This window comes from Saccharothrix sp. NPDC042600, assembly GCF_040647305.1.
Lineage (GTDB): Bacteria > Actinomycetota > Actinomycetes > Mycobacteriales > Pseudonocardiaceae > Actinosynnema > Actinosynnema mutabilis.
Map to the genome: position 1 here is coordinate 1 of NZ_JBEZBW010000073.1, position 21658 is coordinate 21658.

22 protein-coding genes are annotated in these 21658 nt (G+C 71.9%); 10 read left to right on the plus strand and 12 right to left on the minus strand.

Features of this window, described 5'->3' with window-relative positions; genetic code table 11:
• Positions 1 to 274 precede the first annotated feature (274 nt).
• Positions 275 to 1030, plus strand: coding sequence for an alpha/beta hydrolase (locus tag AB0A74_RS31060; RefSeq protein ID WP_358255030.1), 756 nt, complete (start codon positions 275 to 277; stop codon positions 1028 to 1030).
• Here the strand turns inward: AB0A74_RS31060 and AB0A74_RS31065 are convergent.
• The gene (locus AB0A74_RS31065) at positions 1003 to 1536 is read right to left on the minus strand and encodes a GNAT family N-acetyltransferase (protein WP_358255032.1); all 534 of its coding nucleotides are present in this window, start codon (positions 1534 to 1536) and stop codon (positions 1003 to 1005) included. The genes AB0A74_RS31060 and AB0A74_RS31065 overlap by 28 nt on opposite strands.
• Before the next feature lie 37 nt (positions 1537 to 1573).
• Between AB0A74_RS31065 and AB0A74_RS31070 the strand changes: the two genes are divergently transcribed.
• Complete coding sequence (locus tag AB0A74_RS31070) at positions 1574 to 2284, plus strand: alpha/beta fold hydrolase (protein ID WP_358255034.1); 711 nt, start codon at positions 1574 to 1576, stop codon at positions 2282 to 2284.
• A gap of 9 nt (positions 2285 to 2293) precedes the next feature.
• Here AB0A74_RS31070 and AB0A74_RS31075 read toward each other — a convergent pair whose 3' ends face one another.
• Positions 2294 to 3688, minus strand: coding sequence for a chromosome segregation protein (locus AB0A74_RS31075; RefSeq protein ID WP_358255036.1), 1395 nt, complete (start codon positions 3686 to 3688; stop codon positions 2294 to 2296).
• A gap of 68 nt (positions 3689 to 3756) precedes the next feature.
• Positions 3757 to 5088, minus strand: a complete 1332-nt coding sequence (gene ccrA, locus AB0A74_RS31080) for a crotonyl-CoA carboxylase/reductase (protein WP_343933188.1) — start codon at positions 5086 to 5088, stop codon at positions 3757 to 3759.
• Between the two features lie 209 nt (positions 5089 to 5297).
• Between ccrA and AB0A74_RS31085 the strand changes: the two genes are divergently transcribed.
• Both AB0A74_RS31085 and AB0A74_RS31090 read left to right on the plus strand, forming a co-directional pair.
• Positions 5298 to 5657 carry an SPW repeat protein gene (locus AB0A74_RS31085; RefSeq protein ID WP_358255038.1) on the plus strand — a complete coding sequence of 120 codons (360 nt, stop codon included), beginning with the start codon at positions 5298 to 5300 and terminating at the stop codon, positions 5655 to 5657.
• A gap of 67 nt (positions 5658 to 5724) precedes the next feature.
• Entirely contained in the window at positions 5725 to 6276 is a 552-nt protein-coding gene (locus tag AB0A74_RS31090; RefSeq protein WP_358255040.1) for a helix-turn-helix domain-containing protein, read from the plus strand.
• On the opposite strand, the gene mce is transcribed toward AB0A74_RS31090, so the two are convergent.
• Positions 6270 to 6716, minus strand: a complete 447-nt coding sequence (mce, locus tag AB0A74_RS31095) for a methylmalonyl-CoA epimerase (protein WP_358255042.1) — start codon at positions 6714 to 6716, stop codon at positions 6270 to 6272. The genes AB0A74_RS31090 and mce overlap by 7 nt on opposite strands.
• A 125-nt stretch (positions 6717 to 6841) precedes the next feature.
• Here mce and AB0A74_RS31100 point away from each other — a divergent pair, with 125 nt between their 5' ends.
• Positions 6842 to 8029, plus strand: coding sequence for an acetyl-CoA C-acetyltransferase (locus AB0A74_RS31100; protein WP_358255044.1), 1188 nt, complete (start codon positions 6842 to 6844; stop codon positions 8027 to 8029).
• A gap of 4 nt (positions 8030 to 8033) precedes the next feature.
• Positions 8034 to 8999 carry a methylmalonyl Co-A mutase-associated GTPase MeaB gene (gene meaB, locus AB0A74_RS31105; protein WP_358255046.1) on the plus strand — a complete coding sequence of 322 codons (966 nt, stop codon included), beginning with the start codon at positions 8034 to 8036 and terminating at the stop codon, positions 8997 to 8999.
• A 313-nt stretch (positions 9000 to 9312) separates the two neighbouring features.
• On the opposite strand, the gene AB0A74_RS31110 is transcribed toward meaB, so the two are convergent.
• Positions 9313 to 10146, minus strand: a complete 834-nt coding sequence (locus tag AB0A74_RS31110; protein WP_358255048.1) for an arylamine N-acetyltransferase — start codon at positions 10144 to 10146, stop codon at positions 9313 to 9315.
• Positions 10147 to 10259: 113 nt separating this feature from the next.
• Here AB0A74_RS31110 and AB0A74_RS31115 point away from each other — a divergent pair, with 113 nt between their 5' ends.
• The 3 genes from AB0A74_RS31115 to AB0A74_RS31125 are packed head-to-tail and all read left to right on the plus strand — an operon-like array spanning position 10260 to position 12937.
• Positions 10260 to 10658, plus strand: a complete 399-nt coding sequence (locus AB0A74_RS31115; RefSeq protein ID WP_358255050.1) for a pyridoxamine 5'-phosphate oxidase family protein — start codon at positions 10260 to 10262, stop codon at positions 10656 to 10658.
• Between the two features lie 50 nt (positions 10659 to 10708).
• The gene (locus tag AB0A74_RS31120; RefSeq protein WP_358255052.1) at positions 10709 to 12274 is read left to right on the plus strand and encodes a GAF domain-containing protein; all 1566 of its coding nucleotides are present in this window, start codon (positions 10709 to 10711) and stop codon (positions 12272 to 12274) included.
• 9 nt (positions 12275 to 12283) lie between these two features.
• On the plus strand, positions 12284 to 12937 hold the full coding sequence (locus AB0A74_RS31125; protein WP_358255054.1) for a response regulator transcription factor: 654 nt from the start codon (positions 12284 to 12286) through the stop codon (positions 12935 to 12937).
• Here the strand turns inward: AB0A74_RS31125 and AB0A74_RS31130 are convergent.
• Positions 12934 to 13575 (minus strand): hypothetical protein, encoded by a 642-nt coding sequence (locus AB0A74_RS31130; protein ID WP_358255056.1) that lies wholly within the window; start codon positions 13573 to 13575, stop codon positions 12934 to 12936. The genes AB0A74_RS31125 and AB0A74_RS31130 overlap by 4 nt on opposite strands.
• 50 nt (positions 13576 to 13625) lie before the next feature.
• Complete coding sequence (locus AB0A74_RS31135) at positions 13626 to 15128, minus strand: alpha/beta hydrolase (protein ID WP_358255058.1); 1503 nt, start codon at positions 15126 to 15128, stop codon at positions 13626 to 13628.
• Positions 15129 to 15259: 131 nt separating this feature from the next.
• On the opposite strand from AB0A74_RS31135, the gene AB0A74_RS31140 reads away from it, so the two are divergent.
• Positions 15260 to 16264 (plus strand): hypothetical protein, encoded by a 1005-nt coding sequence (locus AB0A74_RS31140; protein WP_358255060.1) that lies wholly within the window; start codon positions 15260 to 15262, stop codon positions 16262 to 16264.
• A 42-nt stretch (positions 16265 to 16306) separates the two neighbouring features.
• Here AB0A74_RS31140 and AB0A74_RS31145 read toward each other — a convergent pair whose 3' ends face one another.
• The 5 genes from AB0A74_RS31145 to AB0A74_RS31165 all read right to left on the minus strand — a co-directional run bounded on the left by AB0A74_RS31145 (position 16307) and on the right by AB0A74_RS31165 (position 21509).
• Positions 16307 to 17275 carry an ABC transporter substrate-binding protein gene (locus tag AB0A74_RS31145; protein WP_358255062.1) on the minus strand — a complete coding sequence of 323 codons (969 nt, stop codon included), beginning with the start codon at positions 17273 to 17275 and terminating at the stop codon, positions 16307 to 16309.
• Between the two features lie 18 nt (positions 17276 to 17293).
• On the minus strand, positions 17294 to 18289 hold the full coding sequence (locus AB0A74_RS31150) for an ABC transporter permease (protein ID WP_358255064.1): 996 nt from the start codon (positions 18287 to 18289) through the stop codon (positions 17294 to 17296).
• Complete coding sequence (locus tag AB0A74_RS31155) at positions 18286 to 19047, minus strand: ATP-binding cassette domain-containing protein (protein WP_358255066.1); 762 nt, start codon at positions 19045 to 19047, stop codon at positions 18286 to 18288. The genes AB0A74_RS31150 and AB0A74_RS31155 overlap by 4 nt, the downstream gene beginning before the upstream one ends.
• A gap of 486 nt (positions 19048 to 19533) precedes the next feature.
• Positions 19534 to 20529: a mannose-6-phosphate isomerase gene (locus AB0A74_RS31160; protein WP_358255068.1), complete on the minus strand. Its 996-nt coding sequence runs from the start codon at positions 20527 to 20529 to the stop codon at positions 19534 to 19536.
• Positions 20526 to 21509, minus strand: coding sequence for a LacI family DNA-binding transcriptional regulator (locus tag AB0A74_RS31165; protein ID WP_358255098.1), 984 nt, complete (start codon positions 21507 to 21509; stop codon positions 20526 to 20528). The genes AB0A74_RS31160 and AB0A74_RS31165 overlap by 4 nt, the downstream gene beginning before the upstream one ends.
• Positions 21510 to 21658: the final 149 nt, after the last annotated feature.

The window sequence follows — 21658 nt, forward strand, 5'->3', positions numbered from 1 at the left end:
CGTGGGTGCCGTGGGGTCTCGGCTTGGTGCTGGAAGGCGGGGTTGCGGCGGTGCCGGGGGTCGGGGCTTGGGCGGGCTGGCGGGGCTTGGGCGGGCTGGCGGGGGCTGGCTGCGGTGGGGCTCGGCTGGCTGCGGTGGGGTGGCGGTGTTCGGTTGGGGCCGGTGGGCGAAGTGGGTTCTGCCGTTGTCCGCGCTCCTTGTTTACGGGACGCGCGAGGTCGGGTTTGGTCGCGGATCCTGTATGTCGCACGATGGGGTGAATGGGGTTGTTGCTGTGAGTGAGGGTGTGCGGATCACCGGGAACACCGTCCTGCCCGCTCGGCGGGAGGTCGTCTCGTTGGTCACCTCGGACGGGTTGCGGCTGGTCGGGGAGTTGGCGTTGCCCGAGGACCGTGCGCCGCGGGCCACCCTCGTGATGTTGCACCCGTTGCCCACGCACGGGGGCATGATGGATTCCCACCTGCTGCGCAAGGCGGCATGGCGGTTGCCCGCGTTGGCGGGGGCGGCGGTGTTGCGGTTCAACACGCGAGGCACGGCCAGCGAGGCCGGCCGTAGTGAGGGCAGCTTCGACAACGCCAGGGGCGAGCGACTGGATGTCGCCGCCGCACTGGCGTTCGTCGCCGACCGCGGACTGCCCGACGTCTGGCTGGTCGGGTGGTCCTTCGGCACGGATCTCGCATTGATGCACGGGTGTGACCCGCGGGTTGTCGGAGCGATCCTGATCTCACCCCCCTTGCGTTGGAGCACGCCGGAACACCTCGTGCGTTGGGTGGACAAGAGGGTGGTGTGCCTCGTGCCGGAGCACGACGACCACCTCCCCCCGGCCGAGGCCAGGCGGCGGTTCGGTGCGGACCTCCCGACCGCGGACGTGATCGACTTCCCCGGCGCCAAGCACCTCTTCGTCGGGCAGTCCGACGAGGTGCTCGACGCGATCGTGTCCACGGCCCTGCCCGAGGTGCCCACACCGCTGCCGCGCACCTGGTCCGGCCCTTGCGAGAAGCGTCAGGCTGTCATCGCCACCACCCCCTGACGCCGGTGGACCAGCACCGGACCCCCGGCGGTGACGCTGTCGCCCACGTGCGCGAAGCCCAGCTTCTCCGCGACGCGCTGGGAGGGCCTGTCACCGGGGTCGGTGATGATCACCACCGGACGGTGCGGACGCTCGCGCCGCGCCCACTCGACGGCCGCGCGGGCCACCTCGGGCGCGTAGCCCCGGCCCCGGTGGCGGGGCCGCAGGCGGTAGGACAGGTTGAGCGTCCGCTCACCGTCCAGCTCGTGGTGGTGCAGCCCGCCGAAGCCGATGACCTCCCCGGTCTCCGGCAGCACCACCGCCCAGTACCCGACGCCCTCGTGCACCCAGTGCGCCTGCCACCGCGCCAACAGGTCGGCCGTCTCCGCGGCGGACGGCTTACCCGACTGGTCGTGGCGGCTGGTCTCCGGGTCGGACAGGACGGCGATCGCGGCACGCAGGTCACCCGGCCCGACGCGCCTGAGGACCAGGCGTTCGGTGCGGATCTCTTCCGGGTTCGAGGTCATGTGACGAAGGTAGCGAGGGGGACCGACAATTCCGGGCATGGATCATTTGCCGCTGGTGCTGCTGCACGCGTTCCCGCTGGATTCGCGCATGTGGGACGGGGTGCGCGACGTGCTCGACCCGGTCACCCCGGACCTGCGCGGGCGCGGCCGGGAGGCCGATCTGGGGGTCCTCGCGGACGACGTGCTGGGGGAGTTGGACGCCCGCGGGCTGGACCGGGTGGTGCTCGGCGGGTGCTCGATGGGCGGGTACGCCGCGATGGCGCTGCTGCGGCGCGACCCGTCGCGGGTGGCCGGGTTGGTGCTCGCGGACACGCGGTTCACGGCGGACGGCGACGAGGCGCGGGCCAACCGGTTGACGATGGCGCGGCGGGTCGAGGAGGAGGGCGTCGAGTGGGTGCCGGACACCGTGCTCGGCGGGCTGGTCGGGGCCGTGCCGGCGGACGGCGTGGTCGAGCGGGTGCGGGAGCTGATCCTGGCGCAGGAGCCGGCGGAGGTGGCGTGGGCGCAACGGGCCATGGCGGCCCGGCCGGACTCCCGGGACGTGCTGGCGGGGGCGGACGTGCCGGCGTTGGTGCTGGTGGGGGCGCAGGACACGCTGACGCCGCCGACCGCCGCGCGCGAGTTGGCCGACGTGCTGCCCGCGTCGACCTACGTGGAGCTGGCCGACGCGGGGCACCTGACGCCGGTCGAGGTGCCGCAAGCGTTTGCGCGTGCGGTGGACGACTGGCGGCGACGGGTCGGGGTGTAGGGCCGCTGCCTAGCGCTTGCCGGAGCGGGCCTTGGGCGGGGTCGGGCGGGCGATCTTCTGGGTCGGACCGTCCGGGCCCTGCTGGGGCTGCGACTGGGGCTTGGGCTGAGCCGGCTGCGCGGGCTGACCTGCGGGGACCTGACCTGCTGCGGTAGGAGCGGCGGCGGGCTGACCTGCGGCGGGCTGACCTGCGGGGACCTGACCTGCTGCGGTAGGAGCGGCGGCCGGCTGGGCAGCGGGTGCGGCGGGTTGGCCGGCAGCGCCGGGCTGGGCGGCCTGCGGCTGGCCGGCGGCGGGCGGCTGGCTGGCGGCGGGCGGCTGGGCGGCAGCGGCCTGGGTGTCCTTGGGCTGGGTGGGGGCCTCGGTGGACGTCACCGGCTGGGTGACCTGGGTCGGCTGGGGCTTCTCCTCCTCCAGCGGGTCCAGCAGGGGGACGACCTCGTGCAGGGCCGTGCGGACCGAGTGGAGTTGCTGGGACAGGCGGTTGCGCAGCTGGCGCAGGGCCTCGACCTTCTGCGTCGCCTGCGTGACCCGGCGGTTGGACTCCTCCGTCGCCTCCCGCACCCGGCGGTTGGCCTCGTCGGTGGCCTCCTGCACGCGCGCGGTCGCCTCGCTGATCGAGTCGTGCCGGCGGCGGTTCGCCTCCTCGGTGGCCTCGCGGACCAGGCGCTGGGCCTCGGCGTTGGACGCAGCCTGCTCCTGGGCGATCTGGGCGCGCACCCGCGCGGCCTCCTCGGCCGCCTCGCGCACCCGCCGGTCCGCCTCGCCCTTCGACGCCGCCTCCTGCTCGGCGAGCAGCTTCATCGACTCGACGCGCCGGGCGGCCATCGCGATCTCGAAGTCCTCCTCGACGGTGGTCCGCCGCTGCAGGGACTCCTCGTCCAGCTTCGCCGCCGCGTCCCGCGCCTCGCCCACGATCCGGTCGGCCTCGGCGCGCGCCTTCTCCAGCACGCCCCGGTGCTCGGCCTCCATCTCGGTGCGCCGCTGGTCCAGCTCGGCGATCAGCTTCTCGTACCTCGTGCGCAGCACGGCCGCGTCGGCCTCGGCCTTGGCGCGGATGTGCCCGCCCTCAGCCTCGGCGCGCGCCTTGATCTCGTTGGCCTCGTCCTGGGCGAGGCGCAGCATGCGCTGCAGCCGCTCGCTCAGGCCCTCCAGCGTGGTGGGCGGCAGGGACAGGCGTTCGACCTGCCCGCGCAGCTCGGCGATCTCCGAGCGGGCGGCTTCGAGCTGGCGGGACAGGTCGTTGGTCTGCGACACCGCCGCGTCCCGGTCGGCCGCGAGCAGCCGCAGGTCCGCGTCGAGGCGCTCCAGGTGGTCCTCGACCTGCGCGCGGTCGTAGCCGCGTTTGACGATGTCGAAGCCGGATCCCAGGGGGACGAGGTCACGGTCGTCGGCGAGGCCCATGACGTGCACGCTACCCGTTCCGGCCGTGCGAGTGGCACCCCGCCACCCGCACGGCCGGACTTTTCCCTTTAGACGCCCCGGAAACGGTTGATCGCGTCGAGGTGCTGCGCCCGCTTCTCGTGGTTGCGCACACCCAGGCCCTCCTCGGGCGCCAGCGTCAGCACGCCGACCTTGCCCTGGTGGGCGTTGCGGTGGACGTCGTAGGCCGCCTGGCCGACCTGGTCCAACGAGTACACCTTGGACAGTGTCGGGTGGATCTTCCCCTTGGCGATCAAGCGGTTGGCCTCCCACGCCTCGCGGTAGTTCGCGAAGTGCGAGCCGATGATCCGCTTCAGGCTCATCCACAGGTAGCGGTTGTCGTACTGGTGCATGTACCCGCTGGTGGACGCGCAGGTGACGATCGTGCCGCCCTTCTTGGTCACGAACACCGACGCGCCGAACGTCTCGCGGCCCGGGTGCTCGAACACGATGTCCGGGTCCTCACCGCCGGTCAGCTCGCGGATCTTCGCGCCGAGGCGCTTCCACTCCTTCGGGTCCTGCTCGTGCTCGTCCTTCCAGAACCGGTAGCCCTCGGCGGACCGGTCGATGATCAGTTCGGCGCCCATCTTGCGGCAGATCTCGGCCTTCTCCGGCGAGGAGACCACGCAGATCGGGGTGGCGCCGCCGTTGAGCGCGAACTGGGTGGCGTAGGAGCCCAGGCCGCCCGACGCGCCCCAGATCAGGACCGTGTCGCCCTGCTTCATGTTCGCGCCGTTGACCGACACGAGCTGGCGGTAGGCGGTGGAGTTGACCAGGCCCGGGGAGGCGGCCTCCTCCCAGGACAGGTGGTCGGGCATCGGCATCAGCTGGTTGGCCTTGACCAGGGCGATCTCGGCGAGGCCGCCGAAGTTGGTCTCGAAGCCCCAGATGCGCTGCTCCGGGTCGAGCATGGTGTCGCTGTGGCCGTCCGGGTGCTCCAGCTGGACGTCCAGGCAGTGCGCGACGACCCGGTCGCCGGCCTTCCACGCGTTGACGCCGGGGCCGGTGCGCAGCACGACGCCCGCCAGGTCGGAGCCCACCACGTGGTAGGGCAGGTCGTGCTTGGCGGCCTCGGGCGAGCTCTTGCCGTAGCGCTTGAGGAACCCGAACGTGGACAGCGGCTCGAAGATCGAGGTCCACACGGTGTTGTAGTTGATCGCGGACGCCATGACGGCGACCAGGGCCTCGCCCGGGCCCAGCTCCGGGACGGGGACCTCGTCGACGTGCAGCGACTTGCGGGGGTCCTTGTCCTTGGTCGCCAGGCCCTGGAACATCTCGACCTCGTCGGCGTGCACGGTGACGCCGCGGTAGGTCTCCGGTACGTCAAGCGATCCGACCGCGTCCAGTTCGTCGGCGAGGATCGCGTCGAGGATCTTCTGCACGGCGTGTGCCTCCCAATGGGTGATGCTCCGGGATTGTGGCGTTGGACGCAGGTCCACGCAGGTTGCCGGAGGTTACCCACCGGTAACCGATTCAGAACCGGACCTGTGAGGCATTGCACTGGGGTTGCACCCGATCGGTCCATCTTGACCGGGCGGCCAACCAAGCGGAGCATCGGTGCTGTCCGCTTCACAGGACGGAGGTGCAGGTCATGACCAAGGCGTGGACCAGGTGGCAGGACTGGGCCGAAGTCGCAATCGGCGCGCTGGTGCTGCTGTCGCCGCTCGTGGTGGAGACGTCCACGGCGGCCATGTGGACGATGATCGTGCTCGGCGCGCTCATCGCCATCGACGGCCTCGCGTCGCTCGCGATGCCCGCCATGGTGTACGGCGAGTGGTTCCAGATGCTGCTCGGTGCGCTGCTGTTCATCTCCCCGTGGGTGATCGGCTACAGCGACCTGATGGCGGCGTCGTGGGTGTCCTGGGTCGGTGGTGTGTTGACCGTCGCGATGGGCGCGATGGCGATGCCGGCGGCGAACGCGGCCCACTCGGGCCTGGCGGGTTCGCACTAGGTTGGAAACGCGCGAGGTCGCCCGCCGGGCGGCCTCGCACGCTCGATCCCGTGAAAGGCGGCACGCGTTGGCAGAGGACTCGTCGGCCAGGGAGAGGATCTTGGACGCGGCCGAGGAGTTGTTCGCCGAGTCGGGCTTCGACGCCACGCCGACCTCCCGCATCGCCGAACGCGCCGGGGTCCCCAAGGGTCTCGTGCACTACTACTTCCGCCGCAAGAAAGACCTGCTGGCCGCGCTCGTGCAGCGACTGCCCGACGGCGCCGTGGACCAACGGCGGGTGGTGGTCGTGGGTGACATCGCGGAGAGCCTGCGCCGGCTGGTGGCCGCGCTGGACGCCCGGTTGAACGCGTCTCCGCTGCTCAGCCACCTGCTGTGGCGCGAGGCGGACACGCACCAGGACGTGCGGGACGCCCTGCACGCCCGCTACCAACTCGTCGCCGCGCAGATCCGGCAGGTGATCCTCGCCGCCGGTGGGGCGGCGGTGGCCAAGAAGGACGTGGACAGCGCGTCCGCGCTGGTCGCGCTCGCCGTCAGCTACCGGCACTCGGTCGCCCGGCACGCGCCGGAGGACGACCGGATGGACCAGGAACTCGCCTTCGTGGCCACCGCCCTTCAGTGAGCTTCCGCCGGTTCGACCAGTTCGACCAGCACGCCGCCCGCGTCCTTCGGGTGAATGAAGTTCACCCGGGAGTTGGACGTGCCGCGCTTGGCCGTCTCGTACAGCAACCGCAGGCCCCGCGCGCGCAGGGCCGCCGCGGCGGCGTCCACATCGGACACCCGGTAGGCGAGCTGCTGCAGGCCCGGACCCGAGCGGTCGATGAACTTGGCGATCGTGGATTCCGGCGTGAGCGGGGCCAGGAGCTGGACGGCCGTCCCGGAACCGGTGTCGCCCGGCGCGCGGAGCATGGCCTCGCGCACGCCCTGCTCCTCGTTGACCTCCTCGTGCGCCACCTCCAGGCCGAGGTTCTCGCGGTGGAACGCGATCGCGGCGTCGAGGTCCGGCACGGCGATCCCGACGTGGTCGATGGCGGTGACGAAACCGCGGAGTTGTTCTTGCATGGCAACGAGGGTAGGACCGGAATCGGTGCAGGGTGGGCTGTGCCTCGTCTCACAGACTTACCCTCGGGTAACCCTGGGTATCGTGACGAGTTAACAACCGCTTACACATGCTCGTGGAGGCCGATGTGTCCGGTTCCGTCATCGTCGCCGGGGCCCGTACCCCGATGGGGCGACTGCTCGGATCGTTGAAGGACTTCTCCGGCGCCCAGCTCGGCGGCGTCGCGATCAAGGCGGCGCTGGAGCGGGCCGGCGTCGCGCCCGAGCAGGTCCAGTACGTGATCATGGGCCAGGTGCTCACCGCGGGCGCCGGCCAGATCCCCGCCCGCCAGGCCGCGGTCGAGGCCGGCATCCCGATGTCGGTGCCCGCGCTCACCATCAACAAGGTGTGCCTGTCCGGCATCGACGCCATCGCGCTGGCCGACCAGCTCATCCGCGCCGGCGAGTTCGACATCGTGGTCGCGGGCGGCCAGGAGTCCATGACCCAGGCCCCGCACCTGCTGCCCAAGTCCCGCGGCGGCTTCAAGTACGGCGACGTCACCGTCCAGGACCACATGGCCCACGACGGCCTGTTCTGCGCGTTCGACCAGGTCGCGATGGGCGCCTCGACCGAGAAGTACAACTCCCGCTACGGCCTGACCCGCGAGGAGCAGGACGCGTTCTCCGCGCGCTCGCACCAGCTCGCCGCCAAGGCCATCGCCGACGGCACCTTCGCCGAGGAGATCGCCCCGGTCTCCATCCCGCAGCGCAAGGGCGACCCGGTCCTGTTCAGCACCGACGAGGGCGTGCGCGGCGACACCACCGCGGAGACGCTGGCCAAGCTGCGCCCGGCGTTCGCCTCCGACGGCACCATCACCGCGGGCTCGGCGTCGCAGATCTCCGACGGCGCGGCGGCCGTGGTCGTGATGAGCAAGGCCAAGGCCGAGGAGCTGGGCCTGACCTGGCTGGCCGAGATCGGCGCGCACGGCGTCGTCGCGGGCCCGGACGCGAGCCTGCACGAGCAGCCCGCGAACGCCATCAAGGCCGCGTGCGCCAAGGAGGGCATCGACCCGGCCGACCTGGACCTGGTCGAGATCAACGAGGCCTTCGCCGCGGTCGGCCTGGTCTCCACCCGGCAGCTCGGGATCTCCGAGGACAAGGTCAACGTCAACGGCGGCGCGATCGCGCTGGGCCACCCGATCGGCATGTCGGGCGCCCGGATCGCGCTGCACCTCGCGCTGGAGCTCAAGCGCCGCGGCGGCGGCGTGGGCGCGGCGGCCCTGTGCGGCGGCGGCGGTCAGGGCGACGCCCTGATCGTGCGCGTGCCTAAGGTCTAGGGGTGTGACCCGCACCGTTGACGTGGCAGAGCTGGTCGACCGCGCGCGTGAGGGCCAACCGCGCGCGGTCGCCAGGCTGATCTCGCTGGTCGAGGACGCCAGCCCGCACCTGCGCGAGGTCGCCGCCGCGCTGTCCCCGTTCACCGGGAACGCCCAGGTCATCGGCCTGACCGGTGCGCCGGGCGTGGGCAAGTCCACCTCCACCTCCGCGCTGGTGCGGGCCTACCGGGAGCGCGGCAAGCGGGTCGGGGTGCTGGCGGTGGACCCGTCGTCCCCGTTCTCCGGCGGCGCGTTGCTCGGCGACCGGGTCCGGATGGGTGAACACGCCACCGACCCGGGTGTCTTCATCCGCTCGATGGCCACGCGCGGCCACCTGGGCGGGCTGTCCTGGGCGACCCCGCAGGCGCTGCGCGTCCTGGACGCCGCCGGCTGCGACGTCGTGCTGGTCGAGACCGTCGGCGTGGGCCAGTCCGAAGTCGAGGTGGTGTCGCTGGCCGACACCACGGTCGTGCTGCTCGCGCCCGGCATGGGCGACGGCATCCAGGCCGCCAAGGCGGGCATCCTGGAGATCGCGGACGTGTTCGTGGTCAACAAGGCCGACCGCGACGGCGCCGACCAGACCGCCCGCGACCTCAAGCACATGATCTCGCTCGGCCGCCGCGAACGCGCCGAGGCCCTGTGGCGGCCCCCGGTGGTCAAGACGGTGGCCGCGCGGGGCGAGGGCGTGCGGGACGTCGTGGACGCCATCGACTCCCACCGCGCCTGGCTGCACGAGAAGGGCGAGCTGGACCGGCGGCGCGCCCGGCGGGCGGAGGCCGAGATCGAGGCCATCGCCCTGGAGGGCCTGCGCTCCCGCATCGGCGACCTGCACGGCGGCAGCGCGCTGACCACGCTGGCCAAACGGGTCGTGGCGGGTGAGCTGGACCCCTACGCCGCGGCTGACCGACTGGTCGAGGGGGTGGGTGGGTGACTCCGGTCGTCATCGACATCGGCACCCGGGACACCCGGCGGTGCCGTGGCCGGACCTGGCCGCGGTGCGCATCTCCCGCACCCGCGAACAGGCTGTGCGGCTCTCCGACGCCCTGACCCGCCGCACGCTGGTCCGCCTCGACCCGCTGCCCGCCCACCCGCACGCCTTCGCCACCCCGGCCTGGCGCCGCCGGCCAGGCCGGACGGCGCCTACCGGCTGCCGCTGGGCGACGCCGCCAACCTCGTCCCGGTCATCGAGCGGGCCATGACGACCTTCGCGCCCCGGCTCTACCGGGGCATCCAGGACGAGGGGTTCACGGTCGGCTTGAGCTGACGTGCGCCTCGTGCTGCGCCAGCGCCTTGGTCCACAGCACGTCCCGCTCCTCGGCGGTGAACACCAGCCCGAACACGTCGGCCAGCGCCGCGAACCAGTCGCCGGGCGTCTCCAGCACGGTCTTCTTCGTCGTCTCCTCGACCCGGGACAGGGTCAGCGCGCGCATCGAGTCCCAGCCCGAGCCGTCGGTGCGCTGGGCGCAGAACGTCCGCACGAACCCCGACTCCGGCGACGTGGACAGGTGCAGGTGCCGGTCGGCGAACGTGGACAGCTCCACGGGTTGCGGGTCGAAGTCCACCCCGTGCAGGCTGCCCCGCGGGTCGTGGTCCAGCCGCCAGCCGCCGGGCGCGAGTTCCGAGGGCCGCAGCCCGATGGTGAACGGGCCCTGCGCGTAGGCGCCGGTGCGCAGCGGCAGGGGCGCGTGCAGGCCGTCGCCCAGGCCCACGTCGACCAGCCACAGGCAGTCGTCCAGGTCGTGCACGAACAGGCCCACGTGGTTGCGGTTGATCACCGGCTCGTCCTCGGGCCGCATCTGCACGCCCGCCCGGTGCCTGGTCACCCGGTACCCGAGCGCCTCCAGGGCCGCGCCGAACACCCCGTTCAGGTGAAAGCAGTAGCCGCCGCGGCCGGCCAGGACCCGGTCCAGCGAGTCCACGGGGTCCAACGACGTCACCCGTCCGAGTTGGACCTCCACGGCCTCGTAGGGCACGTGCTCCACGAAGGCCTGGTGCAACCGCGTCAGCGCGGCCGGGCTCGGCGGCTCGGCCTCGGCGCCGATGCGGCGGAGCAGGGCGGGTACGTCGAGCGTGCGCATGGAAAAAATCCCCCATCCGGGTCGGACGTCGAAGCCGGGACTTCCGACTCTAGGCAACGACGATCACGAGGAAGAACGATTTACTCCGGCAACTGGGGGAATGAAGAGGTGCGATGTACGACTCCGCTGGGCTCCAGGTGCTCCCTCGCGAGGAGTGCCTGCGGTTGTTGGGCACCGCGTCGATCGGGCGGCTGGTCTACACCGACCGGGCGCTCCCGGTCATCCACCCGGTGGTCTACGCGCTCGACGGCGACGCGGTGGTGCTGCGCGTGCCCGAGGGCAGCGCGACGCTGGTCGCCCGCGACACGATCGTGGCCTTCGAGATCGACGAGGTGGAGCCGGACCTGTCGAAGGGCTGGACCGTGATGGCGGTCGGCCACATCAGCGAGGTCGTGGACGAGCAGCGCCTGGACCGGGTCCGCCGCCTGCCGCTGGCCTCCCGCGGGCACGGGGCGCGCGACCACTACCTGGCCGTCGAACTGGAGGTCGTGTCGGGCCGTCGCATCCCCTGACCGGAGGCGCTAACCTCGGAATCCTCCCTGCTTGAGGGGTGGGTTCTCCCTTGCCTGGATCCCCGGACGCGAACGCGGCGCGCCTGGACGGCCTGCTGCGCCAGCTCACCGACCGGACGGCCGAGGTGCTCGTCTCCCAGGAGCGCATGCACCGGCTGCTGGACGCGGTGGTGTCGCTCGCGAGCGACCTGTCGCTGCCCGACGTGCTGCGCCGGATCGTGGAGTCGTCGTGCAGCCTGGTCGACGCCCGCTACGGCGCGCTGGCCGTGGTCGGGCCGAACCGGCAGCTGCTGGAGTTCACCCACGGCGACGAGCCGCACCACGCCGAGTTCGACGGCACCGCGTTCGACCCGGCCTCGGCCCGGTTCCTGGGCGTCCCCGTGCACGTGCGCGGCGAGGTGTTCGGCAACCTCTACCTCACCGACAAGGTCGGCGGCGCGGACTTCACCCGCGGCGACCACGAGGTGGTGGAGGCGATCGCCGCGGCGGCCGGCATCGCCATCGAGAACGCCCGCCTCTACGAGCGGTCCAAGCAGCGCGAGGTGTGGCTGCGCGCGTCCAACGAGGTCACCAACGCCCTGCTCACCGGCACCCCGGACCGGGACGCGCTGCGCCTGGTCGCGGTGCGGGCCCGGCTGGCGGCCGACGCGGTGTGCGCCGCGCTGGCGCTGCCCGACGCCCACGGCGAGCTGGCCGCGCGGGTCGTGGACGGCGAGCTGCGCGGCTTCACCGTGTCCCGGGAGGGCAGCGCGAGCCGCGAGGTGTTCGCCACCGGCAAGACCAAGGTCCTCGACGGCCTGCCCGGCCACTTCGACCGCATCGGACCGGTCGTGGTCGTGCCGCTGGCCGCGGGCGACCGGGTGCTGGGCGTGCTCCTGGTGGCCCGCGCCCGCGACCAGCGGGCGTTCGACGCCTCCGACGTGGCGCTGGTGGAGTCGTTCGCGCGGCAGGCGGCGCTGATCCTGGAGTTCACCCGGGCGACCGGCGCGGGCCGGCGGCTGGCCGTGCTGGAGGACCGCGACCGCATCGCCCGCGACCTGCACGACCTCGTCGTGCAACGGCTGTTCGGCCTGGGCCTGGGGTTGCAGGGCCTCAACGGGCTGGTGGAGCAGCCGCTGGTGGCGCAGCGGCTCGCGGACTTCGTCAACGAGGTCGATCAAACCATCCGCGAGATCCGCCGGACCATCTTCTCGCTGCAGGAACCGCCCGCCGGGCAGGCCGACCTGCGCATGCAGCTCATGCGGGTGGTGCAGGACTCCAGCCGGCTGCTGGGCTTCGAGCCGGTGCTGTCCACCGACGGCCCGGTCGACTCCCTGGTGCCCGACCCCGTCCGCCCGGACCTGCTGGCCACCCTGCGCGAGGCGCTGGCCAACGCGGCCCGCCACGCGTCCGCGCGCAAGGTCGAGGTGGACGTCACGCTGGACCGCGACGGCACGGCGCTGGTGCTGGTGGTGCGCGACGACGGCGACGGCCTGCCCGACGGCCGCGCCCGGCACACCGGCGGCCTGGTGAACATGGCCGCGCGGGCGGCGCGGTGGGGCGGGGAGTGCCGCGTTCAGTCGGAAGTGGGACAGGGCGTAACGGTGACGTGGTCGGTGCCGTTGGTAACAGGGTAGGGAGGGTTCATGTCCATCTCGGTCCTGCTCGTGGACGACCACGAGATCGTGCGCCGCGGCCTGCACCAGCTGCTCGACGTCGAGTCCGACATCGAGGTGGTGGGGGAGGCGGAGAGCGCGGCGGCGGCCATCGCGGCGGCGGTCGAGCACCGGCCCGACGTGGCGGTCATCGACGTGCGGCTGCCCGACGGCGACGGGGTGACGGTGTGCCGCGAGATCCGGTCGACCGTCCAGCCGCCCCCGGCGTGCCTGATGCTGACGTCGTACTCCGACGACGAGGCCCTGTTCGGGGCGATCATGGCGGGCGCGGCGGGGTACATGCTCAAGCAGGTGTCCGGCAACGACCTGGTCTCGGCGATCCGCACGCTGGCCGCCGGCGGGTCGCTGCTGCACTCGGGCGTGACGGCGACCGTGCTGCAACGCCTGCGCGGCGGCCCGGTGGAGGACCCGCGGTACGCGTCCCTGAGCCCGCAGGAGCGGCGCATCCTGGACCTGATCGCGGAGGGGCTGACCAACCGGCAGATCGCGCAGCGGCTGTACCTGGCGGAGAAGACGGTCAAGAACTACGTGTCGTCCCTGCTGCACAAGCTCGGCTTCGACCGGCGCACGGAGGCGGGGGTGTACGCGGCCAAGCGCCGCCAGTCGGGCGCGTCGGGGTACTAGTGCTCGGCGAGCGCTTCGGCGATCGCGATCAGGGTGTCGGCGTCGCCGAGCCGGGCCAGGCGGTCCCGCAGGGCGTCGGAGCCCAGCCAGGCGCGGATCGGGGCCGCCGGGTCCTCGGGGAAGTACCACAGGGTCGGCTCGTAGCCGCCGCCCACGTCGTGGGCCCAGTAGCGGGCCAGGGCGGCGACGCCCGGGTCCGGCAGGGTGTGCAGGTGGTCCAGCCACGGGGTCAGGTCGCGGTCCGCGTGGGCGGCGGCGCAGATCAGGGTGTGCGTGTGGCGTGGGGGCTGGTGGTCGATCGCGCGGGCGATCATGGCGCGGAGTTCGGCGCGCACGGCGTCCTGCTCGGCCCGCGGCCACTCGGAGAAGTGCGCGAAGGTCAGGCCGTGCAGCAGGAGTTCGTCCGGGGACGCCTCCAGGGCCGCCAGGATGCGCGGGGCCAGCCCCCGCCACAGCAGGCCGTACTGGCCCTCCGACCAGTGGTCGGTGACCTCGCGGGCGAAGCTCGTGACCAGGTCGTCCGGGACCAGCGCCGGGTCGCCGCCGAGCAGGTCCAGCTCGTGCTGCGGGTAGCAGTACGTGCAGCCGTCGACCTCGCCCACGCGCGGCACGTCCGCGAACACCTGGTGCAAGTCCATGACACGAACGTTAATGGGGCCGGGGGCGAACCCCCGACCCCATTAACGGGTCACAGCCAGCCGTGCGCCAACGACGGCTTCTTGCTCGCCGGCATCGCGGTCGGGTCCGGCAGCGGCTCACCCGGGCACGTGGTGTCGCGCGGCGGGACCTTGCCGTCCACGATGAACGACTCCACCAGGTCGTTCACGCAGGCGTTGCCGAAGCCGTAGATGCCGTGGTCACCCTCGTCGGCCACGGTGATCATCCGGGAACCCGCGAACCGGTCGTGCGCCCGCTGCGCGCCCTCCAGCGGCGTCGCCGGGTCGCGCACCGACTGCACCATCAGGATCGGCGGCACGCCCTTGCCGGTGGGCGTCTTCAGCTGCAACGGCGGGCGGTTCCAGAACGCGCACGGCGCGAGGATCTGGTAGTAGCCGACCAGCGGGTACTTCGCGCCCAGCTCCCGCGCCTCCCGGTCCAGGAACTCCCGGCCGCCGCGGAACCGGGTGTCGTTGCACGCGATCCCGTACAGCGTGGCGTTGGGCGCGTCCGGGTAGCGGACGTCCAGCGCCGCGAGCGTCTTCTGCTCCGCGTTGAGCTGCGACAGCAGTGCCGCGGCGTCCGCGAACGCCCACTTGCTGTACTGGGCCTGCACCAGCACCAGGTCCAGCAGGACGCCGTCGAGCAGCCGCCCGTCGGGCAGCGGGATCGGGTCGGCGGCCAGCCGCGCCCGCGTCTTCTCGTAGGCGGCACGGACCTGCTCGGCCGTCGTGCCCAGGTGGTACAGGCTGTCGTACTTGGCCACCCACGGCAGGAAGTCCACGTCGAACCGGCGCTGGAAGCCGCGCCCGAACTCGTCGAAGATCTCCTGGAACGTCGTGGTGAACTCGGTGTTCGAGTCGAGCACGAACTTGTCCACCCGGTTCGGGAAGTACGTGGCGTAGTACGCGCCCATCCACGTGCCGCCCGAGTAGCCGATCCAGCTGATCTTGTCCCGGCCTAGCAGGTGCCGCAGCAGGTCCAGGTCCTTCACGGTCTGCTCGGTGTTGACCACCTTGCCGAACTCGCCGGACTTCACCTGGCACGCCGTGGCCTGCAGCTCGGCCGAGTCGTAGAGCAGGTCCACGTTCTCGCGGCTGCGGTCGCGCGGGTCGGTCAGCGTCAGGAAGTCGAACCCGCCGCACGTGACGTTGGTGCTCGCCCCCGTGCCGCGCGGGTCGATGCCGATGATGTCGTGGTCCTGGACGAGCTTCGCCCGGTCCTGGTACAGCGCGGGCAGCGTGCGCCCCGGCCCGCCCGGACCACCCGGGTTGGTCAGGACGCTGGCCTTGGCCTGGCCGCTGCGCGCCTTGAGCCGGCTGATCGCGATGGTGATCGTCTTGCCGTCGCGCGGGGCACGCCAGTCCCGCGGCGCCGTGAAGGTGGCACACTCAAGAACGGGCACGTCCAGATCGGTGCACGCTCCCCAGGTGATCGCCTGGTCGCGCAACGGATCGGCCTGGGCCTGCGCCACGGCGGGCAGGCCGGCCGCGGCGAGCAGGGCGGCGGACACCGTCACTACCAGTCTTCGCATGGTTTCCCCCTCGGATCTCGTGCCCACACCCCATCGGTGTGGTGGGGTGGGAAACAACGGCGGAAAGGCTTGCGTTCGGGTCTACGAAAGAACTACGCCAGTCGGAGTCGAGGGGAAGTAGGGTCGGCAGGGTGGGGATTTTCCGGAGGAAGCGGCCCGCCGCGGTGGCTCGTGAGGTGGTGCGCGACCACACCTACGACGACGCGATCCTGGACATCGCGGCCGAGGAGATGGACGCGGGCCACCTGAGGGCCGCCACGACCGTGCTCGCGGAGTGCCGCGACGAGCCCGAGGTCCGGGCCCTGCGCGCGGAGGTGCTGGGCGAGCACGCCATCGGCCACGCCGACGAGCTGCTGGAGCTGGCGAAGGCCAACTCCGACCCGGACCTGTGGCTGCTGGCCGGCACGGCGTTCATCCGGGAGGCGTGGGCGATCCGCGGCTCGGGCCGCGCGGACACCGTCGGCAAGGACCGGTTCAAGGTCTTCTTCGGCACCCTCCGCAAGGCCGTCGGCCCCCTCCACGAGGCCGCGAAGCTGCTGCCCGGCGACGCCGTCCCCTGGTCGCAGCTGCAGACGGCGGGCCTGGGCCTGCAGGTCGACCGGGACCAGAAGGACGAGGTGTGGCGCGAGATCGTGGCGCGGTGCCCGTCGCTGTACCCGGCGCACTGGACCAGGCTGCAGATCCTGGCCGCGAAGTGGGGCGGCTCGGCGGAGGAGATGATGGCCTTCGCGCACGGCAGCGTCGACGCGGCTCCCGTGGGCGACCCGGTGGTGGCCATGCTGCCGCTGGCCCACTTCGAGATCTTCCTGGAGCAGTTCGAGGACGCGGTGCAGGCGCGCAGCGCGTTCAAGATCGCCACGCTGAAGATGCGCTACTTCAGCCGGGTGCGCGACGAGATCGCCGAGGCCGCCGACAAGTGGGAGGCCCGACCGGGCAAGGCCCACCCGCGCTCGTTGCAGGCCCACAACCTGTTCGCGGCGGCCTTCGCCCTGGCCGACGACGCGCCCCGCGCGAAGAAGCACCTGCTCGGCATGCGCGACCACGTGCACGACGTGCCCTGGTCGTACGTCGCCTACCTGGCCGACGACCTGGAGAAGGAATACTCCGAACTGGCCAACAAGTACCTCGACGCCTGAGGCGCCGCGCGCGCCGGCGGGTGGCGCGCGCGGCGGCCCCGGTCAGCACTTCTGCTTGTAGAAGTACTTCTCGTTGGCGTCCATGTCGGCCTTGGTCAGCGCGACCAGGTTCGTCTCGATGTCCCGCTTGACCGTGCCGCCCTCCAGGGCCGCGATCGCCTGCTCCACCCCGGTCCGGCCGATGGTCGCCGGGTCCTGGGCGATCAGGGCCTGGACCGCGCCGGCGCGCAGGTCCTCCACCTGCTTCGGGCTCGCGTCGAAGCCGACCAGGTTCACCGCGCCCGTCCGGCCCGCGTTGCGCAGGCCCGTCGCCGCGCCCTCGCCCGTGTTCAGGTTGGTGGCGAACACGCCCACCAGGTCCGGGTTCGCCGCCAGCGTCGCCGTCACCTTCGACGCCGCCTGGTCCGGCTCGTTGTCGGTGTACTGCTGGCCCACGTACCTCAGGTTCGGGAACTTCTTGATCTCGTCCTCGAACCCCTTGGCGCGGGCGTCGGTCGTGGACGTCCCCGCCTTGGTGTTCAGCACCAGCACCGAACCCGCCTTGCCGCCCACCAGCTTGGCCAGCGTCTGCGCGGCGAGCTGACCGCCCTGCTCGTTGTTGGACGACACGGTCGAGACGGCGATGGACGTGTCCTCCAGCTTGGTGTCCACCTCCACGACCTTGATGCCGGCGTCCTTCAACTGCTTCATCGGCCCGGCCATCGCCTTGTCGTCGGTCGGGGCGATGAGGACCGCGCCCGGCTTGTTCGCCAGCACGCCCGTGACGATCGGGGTCTGCAGCGTCGAGTCGAACTTCGTCGGGGCCTGGACGTCGACCTCGTAGCCCTTGGCCTTCGCGGCCTCGCGGAAGCCGCACTCCATGGAGATGTAGAAGGGTTCGGCGGCCACGCCCGGGATCAGGACCATCTTCTTGGTGTTCCCGGAGCTGCCCGAATCACCGATCTGGCCGCCACCGCCGCACGCGGTCAGCAGCAGGGTCGCCCCGAGCAGGGCGGCTGTCCTCGTTGACATGTCTCCCGCACCTTTCGCCTAGCGTTGATTGCGCGCCCTTCGTCGTGACTGGTCGAACCACACCGCCGCCACCAGCACGATGGCCACGGCGATGGGCTGCCAGTACACGTTCACGCCGACGATCACGAACCCCTTGCGCAGCACGGCCGGGATGAACACGCCCAGCACCGTGCCGACGACCGAGCCCGAGCCACCGAACAGGCTGGTGCCGCCGAGCACGACAGCCGCGATGGCGTTGAGGTTGTCCGTGTCGTGCCCGGTGATGGACGCGACCCGGAAGTACGCCAGCGCCATGAACCCGGCCAGCCCGGCCAACGTGCCCGCGAGCAGGTACACCTTGACCAGGTGGCCGGTGACGCCGATGCCGACCCGCCGCGCGGCCTCCTCGTTGGAGCCGATCGCGTAGGTGTAGCGGCCGAAGCGGGTGGTCGTGAGGACCAGCGCGCCGATCGCCGTCACGACCGCCGCCAGCAGGACCAGGTTGGGGACGCCGAACCAGGTGCCGGTGCCGAGGCCGTCGCCGAGGACGTTCGGCACGCCGGCGACGTTCGAGCCGTTGGAGAGCAGTTGGGACGCGCCGAGGGCCGCGCCGAACGACCCGAGGGTGACGATCAGCGGCGGGATGCCCGCCTTGGCGACCAGGAGCCCGTTGAGCAGCCCCCAGGCGGCGCCGGAGACCAGGGCGACCAGGAGGCCGACGAAGACCGTGCCCCAGCCGGCGTTGGTGGCGTTGCCGTCGTTGAGGGCGTTCATGGTCATGGCGGAAGTGACGCCGGAGAAGACCAGCACCGACCCTACGGACAGGTCGATGCCGGACGTGATGATCACGTAGGTCATGCCGACGCCCAGGACCAGCAGGACGGACGTCTCGACCAGCGTGGTCTGGAGGGTGAACGTGGTCAGGACGGCGTCCGGCCGGATCGCGCCGAACACCGCGATCAGGCTGACGAGGACCAGCCCGATCCACAACGTGTTCGCGCCGAACAGCCGCTGCTTCACCGTGCGGTCGGTCATGCGTCCTCCTGCGAGAGAGCCCCGGTCATCGCGCCGACCAACTCCTCCACGGTCGTGTCCGCCGCCCGGAACCGCGCCACCCGCCGCCCCAGCCGCAACACCTCGACCCGATCCGCGACCGCCAGCACCTCGGGCATGTTGTGGCTGATCAGCACCACCGCCATGCCCTGGTCCCGAACCCGCCTGACGACGTCGAGCACCCGCTCCCGCTGCACGACGCCGAGCGCGGCGGTGGGCTCGTCCATGAACACCAGCCGACTGGCCCACACGACACTGCGCGCCACGGCCACGCTCTGCCGCTGCCCACCGGACAGCGCGCCGATCGGCACGTCCACGCTCTGCAACGAGACCCCCAGGTCCCGGAACGACTCGGTGGCGCGCCGCCGCATCTCCTTCTTGTCGAGGACGCCGATCCACCCCAGCGGGCCGGGCTTGGTGAGTTCGCGCCCCAGGTAGAGGTTGGCGGCGGGGTCGAGGTCGGGCGCGACGGCGAGGTCTTGGTAAACGGTCTCGATCCCGAGCCGCCGCGCCGCGACGGGAGAGGGCAGGGCCGTCGGGGACCCGTCGAACACGATCTCGCCGTCATCCGGCTGTTCCACGCCGGAGAGGCACTTGACCAATGTCGACTTGCCGGCCCCGTTGTCCCCGATGAGGGCCACGACCTCGCCCGCGTAGGCGGTGAACGACGCGCCGCGCAGCGCTTCCACGCTGCCGTAGTGCTTGACCAGGTTGCGAGCGTCCAGCAGGGGTTGTGCCATGGCGCCTCCCGACGTTCCAGCCGAAGGTTCCAGACGGACGTTCCAGACGACAGAAATTCTTAGTTCAGTTGACTAAAATTTTCAGTGGTGTGGTGGGTGAACGGCGGCAGCTCGGTCGGTGGTGGGTGCGGTGGCCTGGCCGGCGGCTGGCGGCGGTGGATCGAGGCGGGTGCGGCTTGGCGGTTTGGGCCGGGTGGGTGGGTGTGGCTTGGCGGTTGGGGCCTGGGTAGGCGGGGCCCGGCGGCTGGGGCTTGGCGGGCGGGGCTGGTGGGCGGGGTTGGGAGGCGACCAGGGGTGGGTTGCGGCGGGCGGGTTTGGCGGGTGGTGGGTTGCGGCGGGCGGGTTTGGCGGGTGGTGGGTTGCGGCGGGTGGTGTTGGTGGCGGTGGTTGGTCGGGGTGGGTCGTGGAGCGCCTCGCGCCTCGCGGCGGGTGGCGGGTGGTGAGGGCGGCTGCGTGTGGGTGGGTGGGGGCGCAGGCGGTGGGGGGTTAAGGGGTTACGGGTGGGCGGCAGCGGATGGTTGTGAGGGTGCCGGTTAGGGCGCATGGGCCGGCTGCGTGGGGTATCACCACGGTGCTTCCTCGTCGCACCGGTAGCGAGCCCACAAAGCCCTCGCCCTCCAGGACCACCAGCACGGCGAAGGACTCCTCCAACGCCACCCGTCCCGACACGTGCAGCCGATCCGCCCGGAAGAACGGATCCGCCTGCGGCCCCAGCAGGTTGGCCGAACCGTCGGTCCCCGTCCGCAGCACCAGGTCCTCCACCCGCTGAGCCGACCGCTCCACGCAACCCAACGCGGTCTCCTGCCCCAACCCCAGGTGCCAAGCGTCGGGGTTGTCCAGGAAACCCTGCCACTCCAAGGTCACCGAGAAGTCCGTCGGTTGCTGCAACTCGACGATGAATACCCCCTCACCGATCGCGTGCGGCACGCCGGCGGGCACGAAAACCGTGTCACCGAGCCGCACCTCGACGGGGTTCAGGGCCGACAGCATCGCCGAAGAGTCCTGTGTGGACACCCACTCGGACACGGCCGACGCCGGCACGTCCTCGCGGAAGCCGATGTAGACCGTCGGCGCGGGACCGGTCGTCCCGACCACGATCCACGCCTCGGTCTTCCCGTGCCGGCAATCCAGGTGCCGTGCCGCGAACGCGTTGGACGGGTGGCAGTGCACGGGCAGGCGTTGGCCGGCGTCCAACAGCTTCACCAGCAACGCCGTGTCCGCCCCGAACTCCGCCACGTGCGCGGGACCCAGCCACGCCACCGGGTCCGCCCGCACGGCGTCGCGCAGCCACCGCCCGTCGGGCAGGCGGGTCAGGCCGTCCGGGTCCCGGCCGAACAGGGTCGTCGTGGACGCCACCCAGTCCTCGGGCCCGAAGCTGCCCGAGTCCGCGTCCGGCTCGCCGCGCAGCGCCGCGATGGCCGCCCCGCCCCGGTAGAACTGCCGGGGCTGGTTGGCCGGCAGGTCGACAGGTCCCTCGGTCACACCCGCACCTCCCCTGATCCTCGGGCCACCAGCCGCACCGGCAGCACCACGCGACGGGGTGGTGACCCGTCGCCGTCCAAGCGGGCGTACAGCAGGTCCGCCGCCGCCTTGCCCAGCGCGCTCGCGTCGTGCGCGATCACGCTCACCGGCGGCGACAGCAGGTCCGCCAGTTCGAAGTCGTCGAAGCCCACCAGGGCCGGTCGCCGCGCGGCTCCGGCCAGCGCGCGCAGCGCGTGCACGGTGATCCGGTTGTTGCCGGTGACCACGGCCGTCGCCGGGTCCGCGCCGGAAGTCAAGCCGTGCAACGCCTGGCGCACCGACTGCTCGTCGTGCGGACCCATCACGACCAGCGACTCGTGGAACCCGATACCCGCCCGAACGCACCCCTCGCGGAACCCGCGCAGCCGCTCGTTCGCGGTGAAGATGTCCGGCGCGTCGCCCAGGAACGCGATCCGCCGGTGCCCGAACGACGCCAGGTGCCGCACGGCCTCGGTGGTGCCGCCGACGTTGTCCACCAGCACGGTGTCCGCCACGACGTCACCCGCCGGCCGGTCCAGGAACACCACCGGCGTGCCCGCGCGCATCTCCGGCACCAGGTACCCGTGCTGCAACCCGGCGGGCACGATCAGCAGGCCGTCCACCCGGCGCGAGCAGAACTCCAGCGCCAGCTCCCGCTCCCGCACCGGGTCCTCGTCCGACGACCCGGTGATGACCTGCCGCCCGCGCAGCCGCGAGACCTCCTCGACCGCCCGCGTCACGCCCGAGTAGAACGGGTTGCCCACGTCCTCCAGCACCAGGCCGACCGTGCCGGTCGACGAGCCGCGGCGCAGGTTGCGCGCGCTCAGGTTGCGCCGGAAGCCGAGCTGGTCGATGGCCGCGAGCACGCGCTCGGCGGTGGCCGGGTGCACGCCCGCCTCGTCGTTCACCACGCGCGAGACCGTCTTGATGCTGACACCGGCCAGCCGCGCCACGTCGTTCATGGTGGCGCGACGCACCTTGCGGCCGGCGGCTGCGGACAACGTTGTCATAGTGCGCGAATCACACACCCGCCACCGATCAAAGTCAATGATCCGATCTGTCTTGAACGAGACAACCCTCCCCAGCAGCCTTGACGCGGACCTGACACGCT

Excerpts from the sequence above, each read along its gene's own strand:
- mce (WP_358255042.1), bottom strand. The coding sequence starts at position 6,716 with ATGCAAGAACAACTCCGCGGTTTCGTCACCGCCATCGACCACGTCGGG.
- AB0A74_RS31075 (WP_358255036.1), bottom strand. The coding sequence starts at position 3,688 with ATGGGCCTCGCCGACGACCGTGACCTCGTCCCCCTGGGATCCGGCTTC.
- AB0A74_RS31115 (WP_358255050.1), top strand. The coding sequence starts at position 10,260 with ATGTACGACTCCGCTGGGCTCCAGGTGCTCCCTCGCGAGGAGTGCCTG.
- AB0A74_RS31065 (WP_358255032.1), bottom strand. The coding sequence starts at position 1,536 with ATGACCTCGAACCCGGAAGAGATCCGCACCGAACGCCTGGTCCTCAGG.
- AB0A74_RS31070 (WP_358255034.1), top strand. The coding sequence starts at position 1,574 with ATGGATCATTTGCCGCTGGTGCTGCTGCACGCGTTCCCGCTGGATTCG.
- AB0A74_RS31155 (WP_358255066.1), bottom strand. The coding sequence starts at position 19,047 with ATGGCACAACCCCTGCTGGACGCTCGCAACCTGGTCAAGCACTACGGC.
- AB0A74_RS31165 (WP_358255098.1), bottom strand. The coding sequence starts at position 21,509 with ATGAACGACGTGGCGCGGCTGGCCGGTGTCAGCATCAAGACGGTCTCG.
- AB0A74_RS31130 (WP_358255056.1), bottom strand. The coding sequence starts at position 13,575 with ATGGACTTGCACCAGGTGTTCGCGGACGTGCCGCGCGTGGGCGAGGTC.
- AB0A74_RS31145 (WP_358255062.1), bottom strand. The coding sequence starts at position 17,275 with ATGTCAACGAGGACAGCCGCCCTGCTCGGGGCGACCCTGCTGCTGACC.
- AB0A74_RS31110 (WP_358255048.1), bottom strand. The coding sequence starts at position 10,146 with ATGCGCACGCTCGACGTACCCGCCCTGCTCCGCCGCATCGGCGCCGAG.
- AB0A74_RS31135 (WP_358255058.1), bottom strand. The coding sequence starts at position 15,128 with ATGCGAAGACTGGTAGTGACGGTGTCCGCCGCCCTGCTCGCCGCGGCC.
- AB0A74_RS31085 (WP_358255038.1), top strand. The coding sequence starts at position 5,298 with ATGACCAAGGCGTGGACCAGGTGGCAGGACTGGGCCGAAGTCGCAATC.
- AB0A74_RS31150 (WP_358255064.1), bottom strand. The coding sequence starts at position 18,289 with ATGACCGACCGCACGGTGAAGCAGCGGCTGTTCGGCGCGAACACGTTG.
- AB0A74_RS31125 (WP_358255054.1), top strand. The coding sequence starts at position 12,284 with ATGTCCATCTCGGTCCTGCTCGTGGACGACCACGAGATCGTGCGCCGC.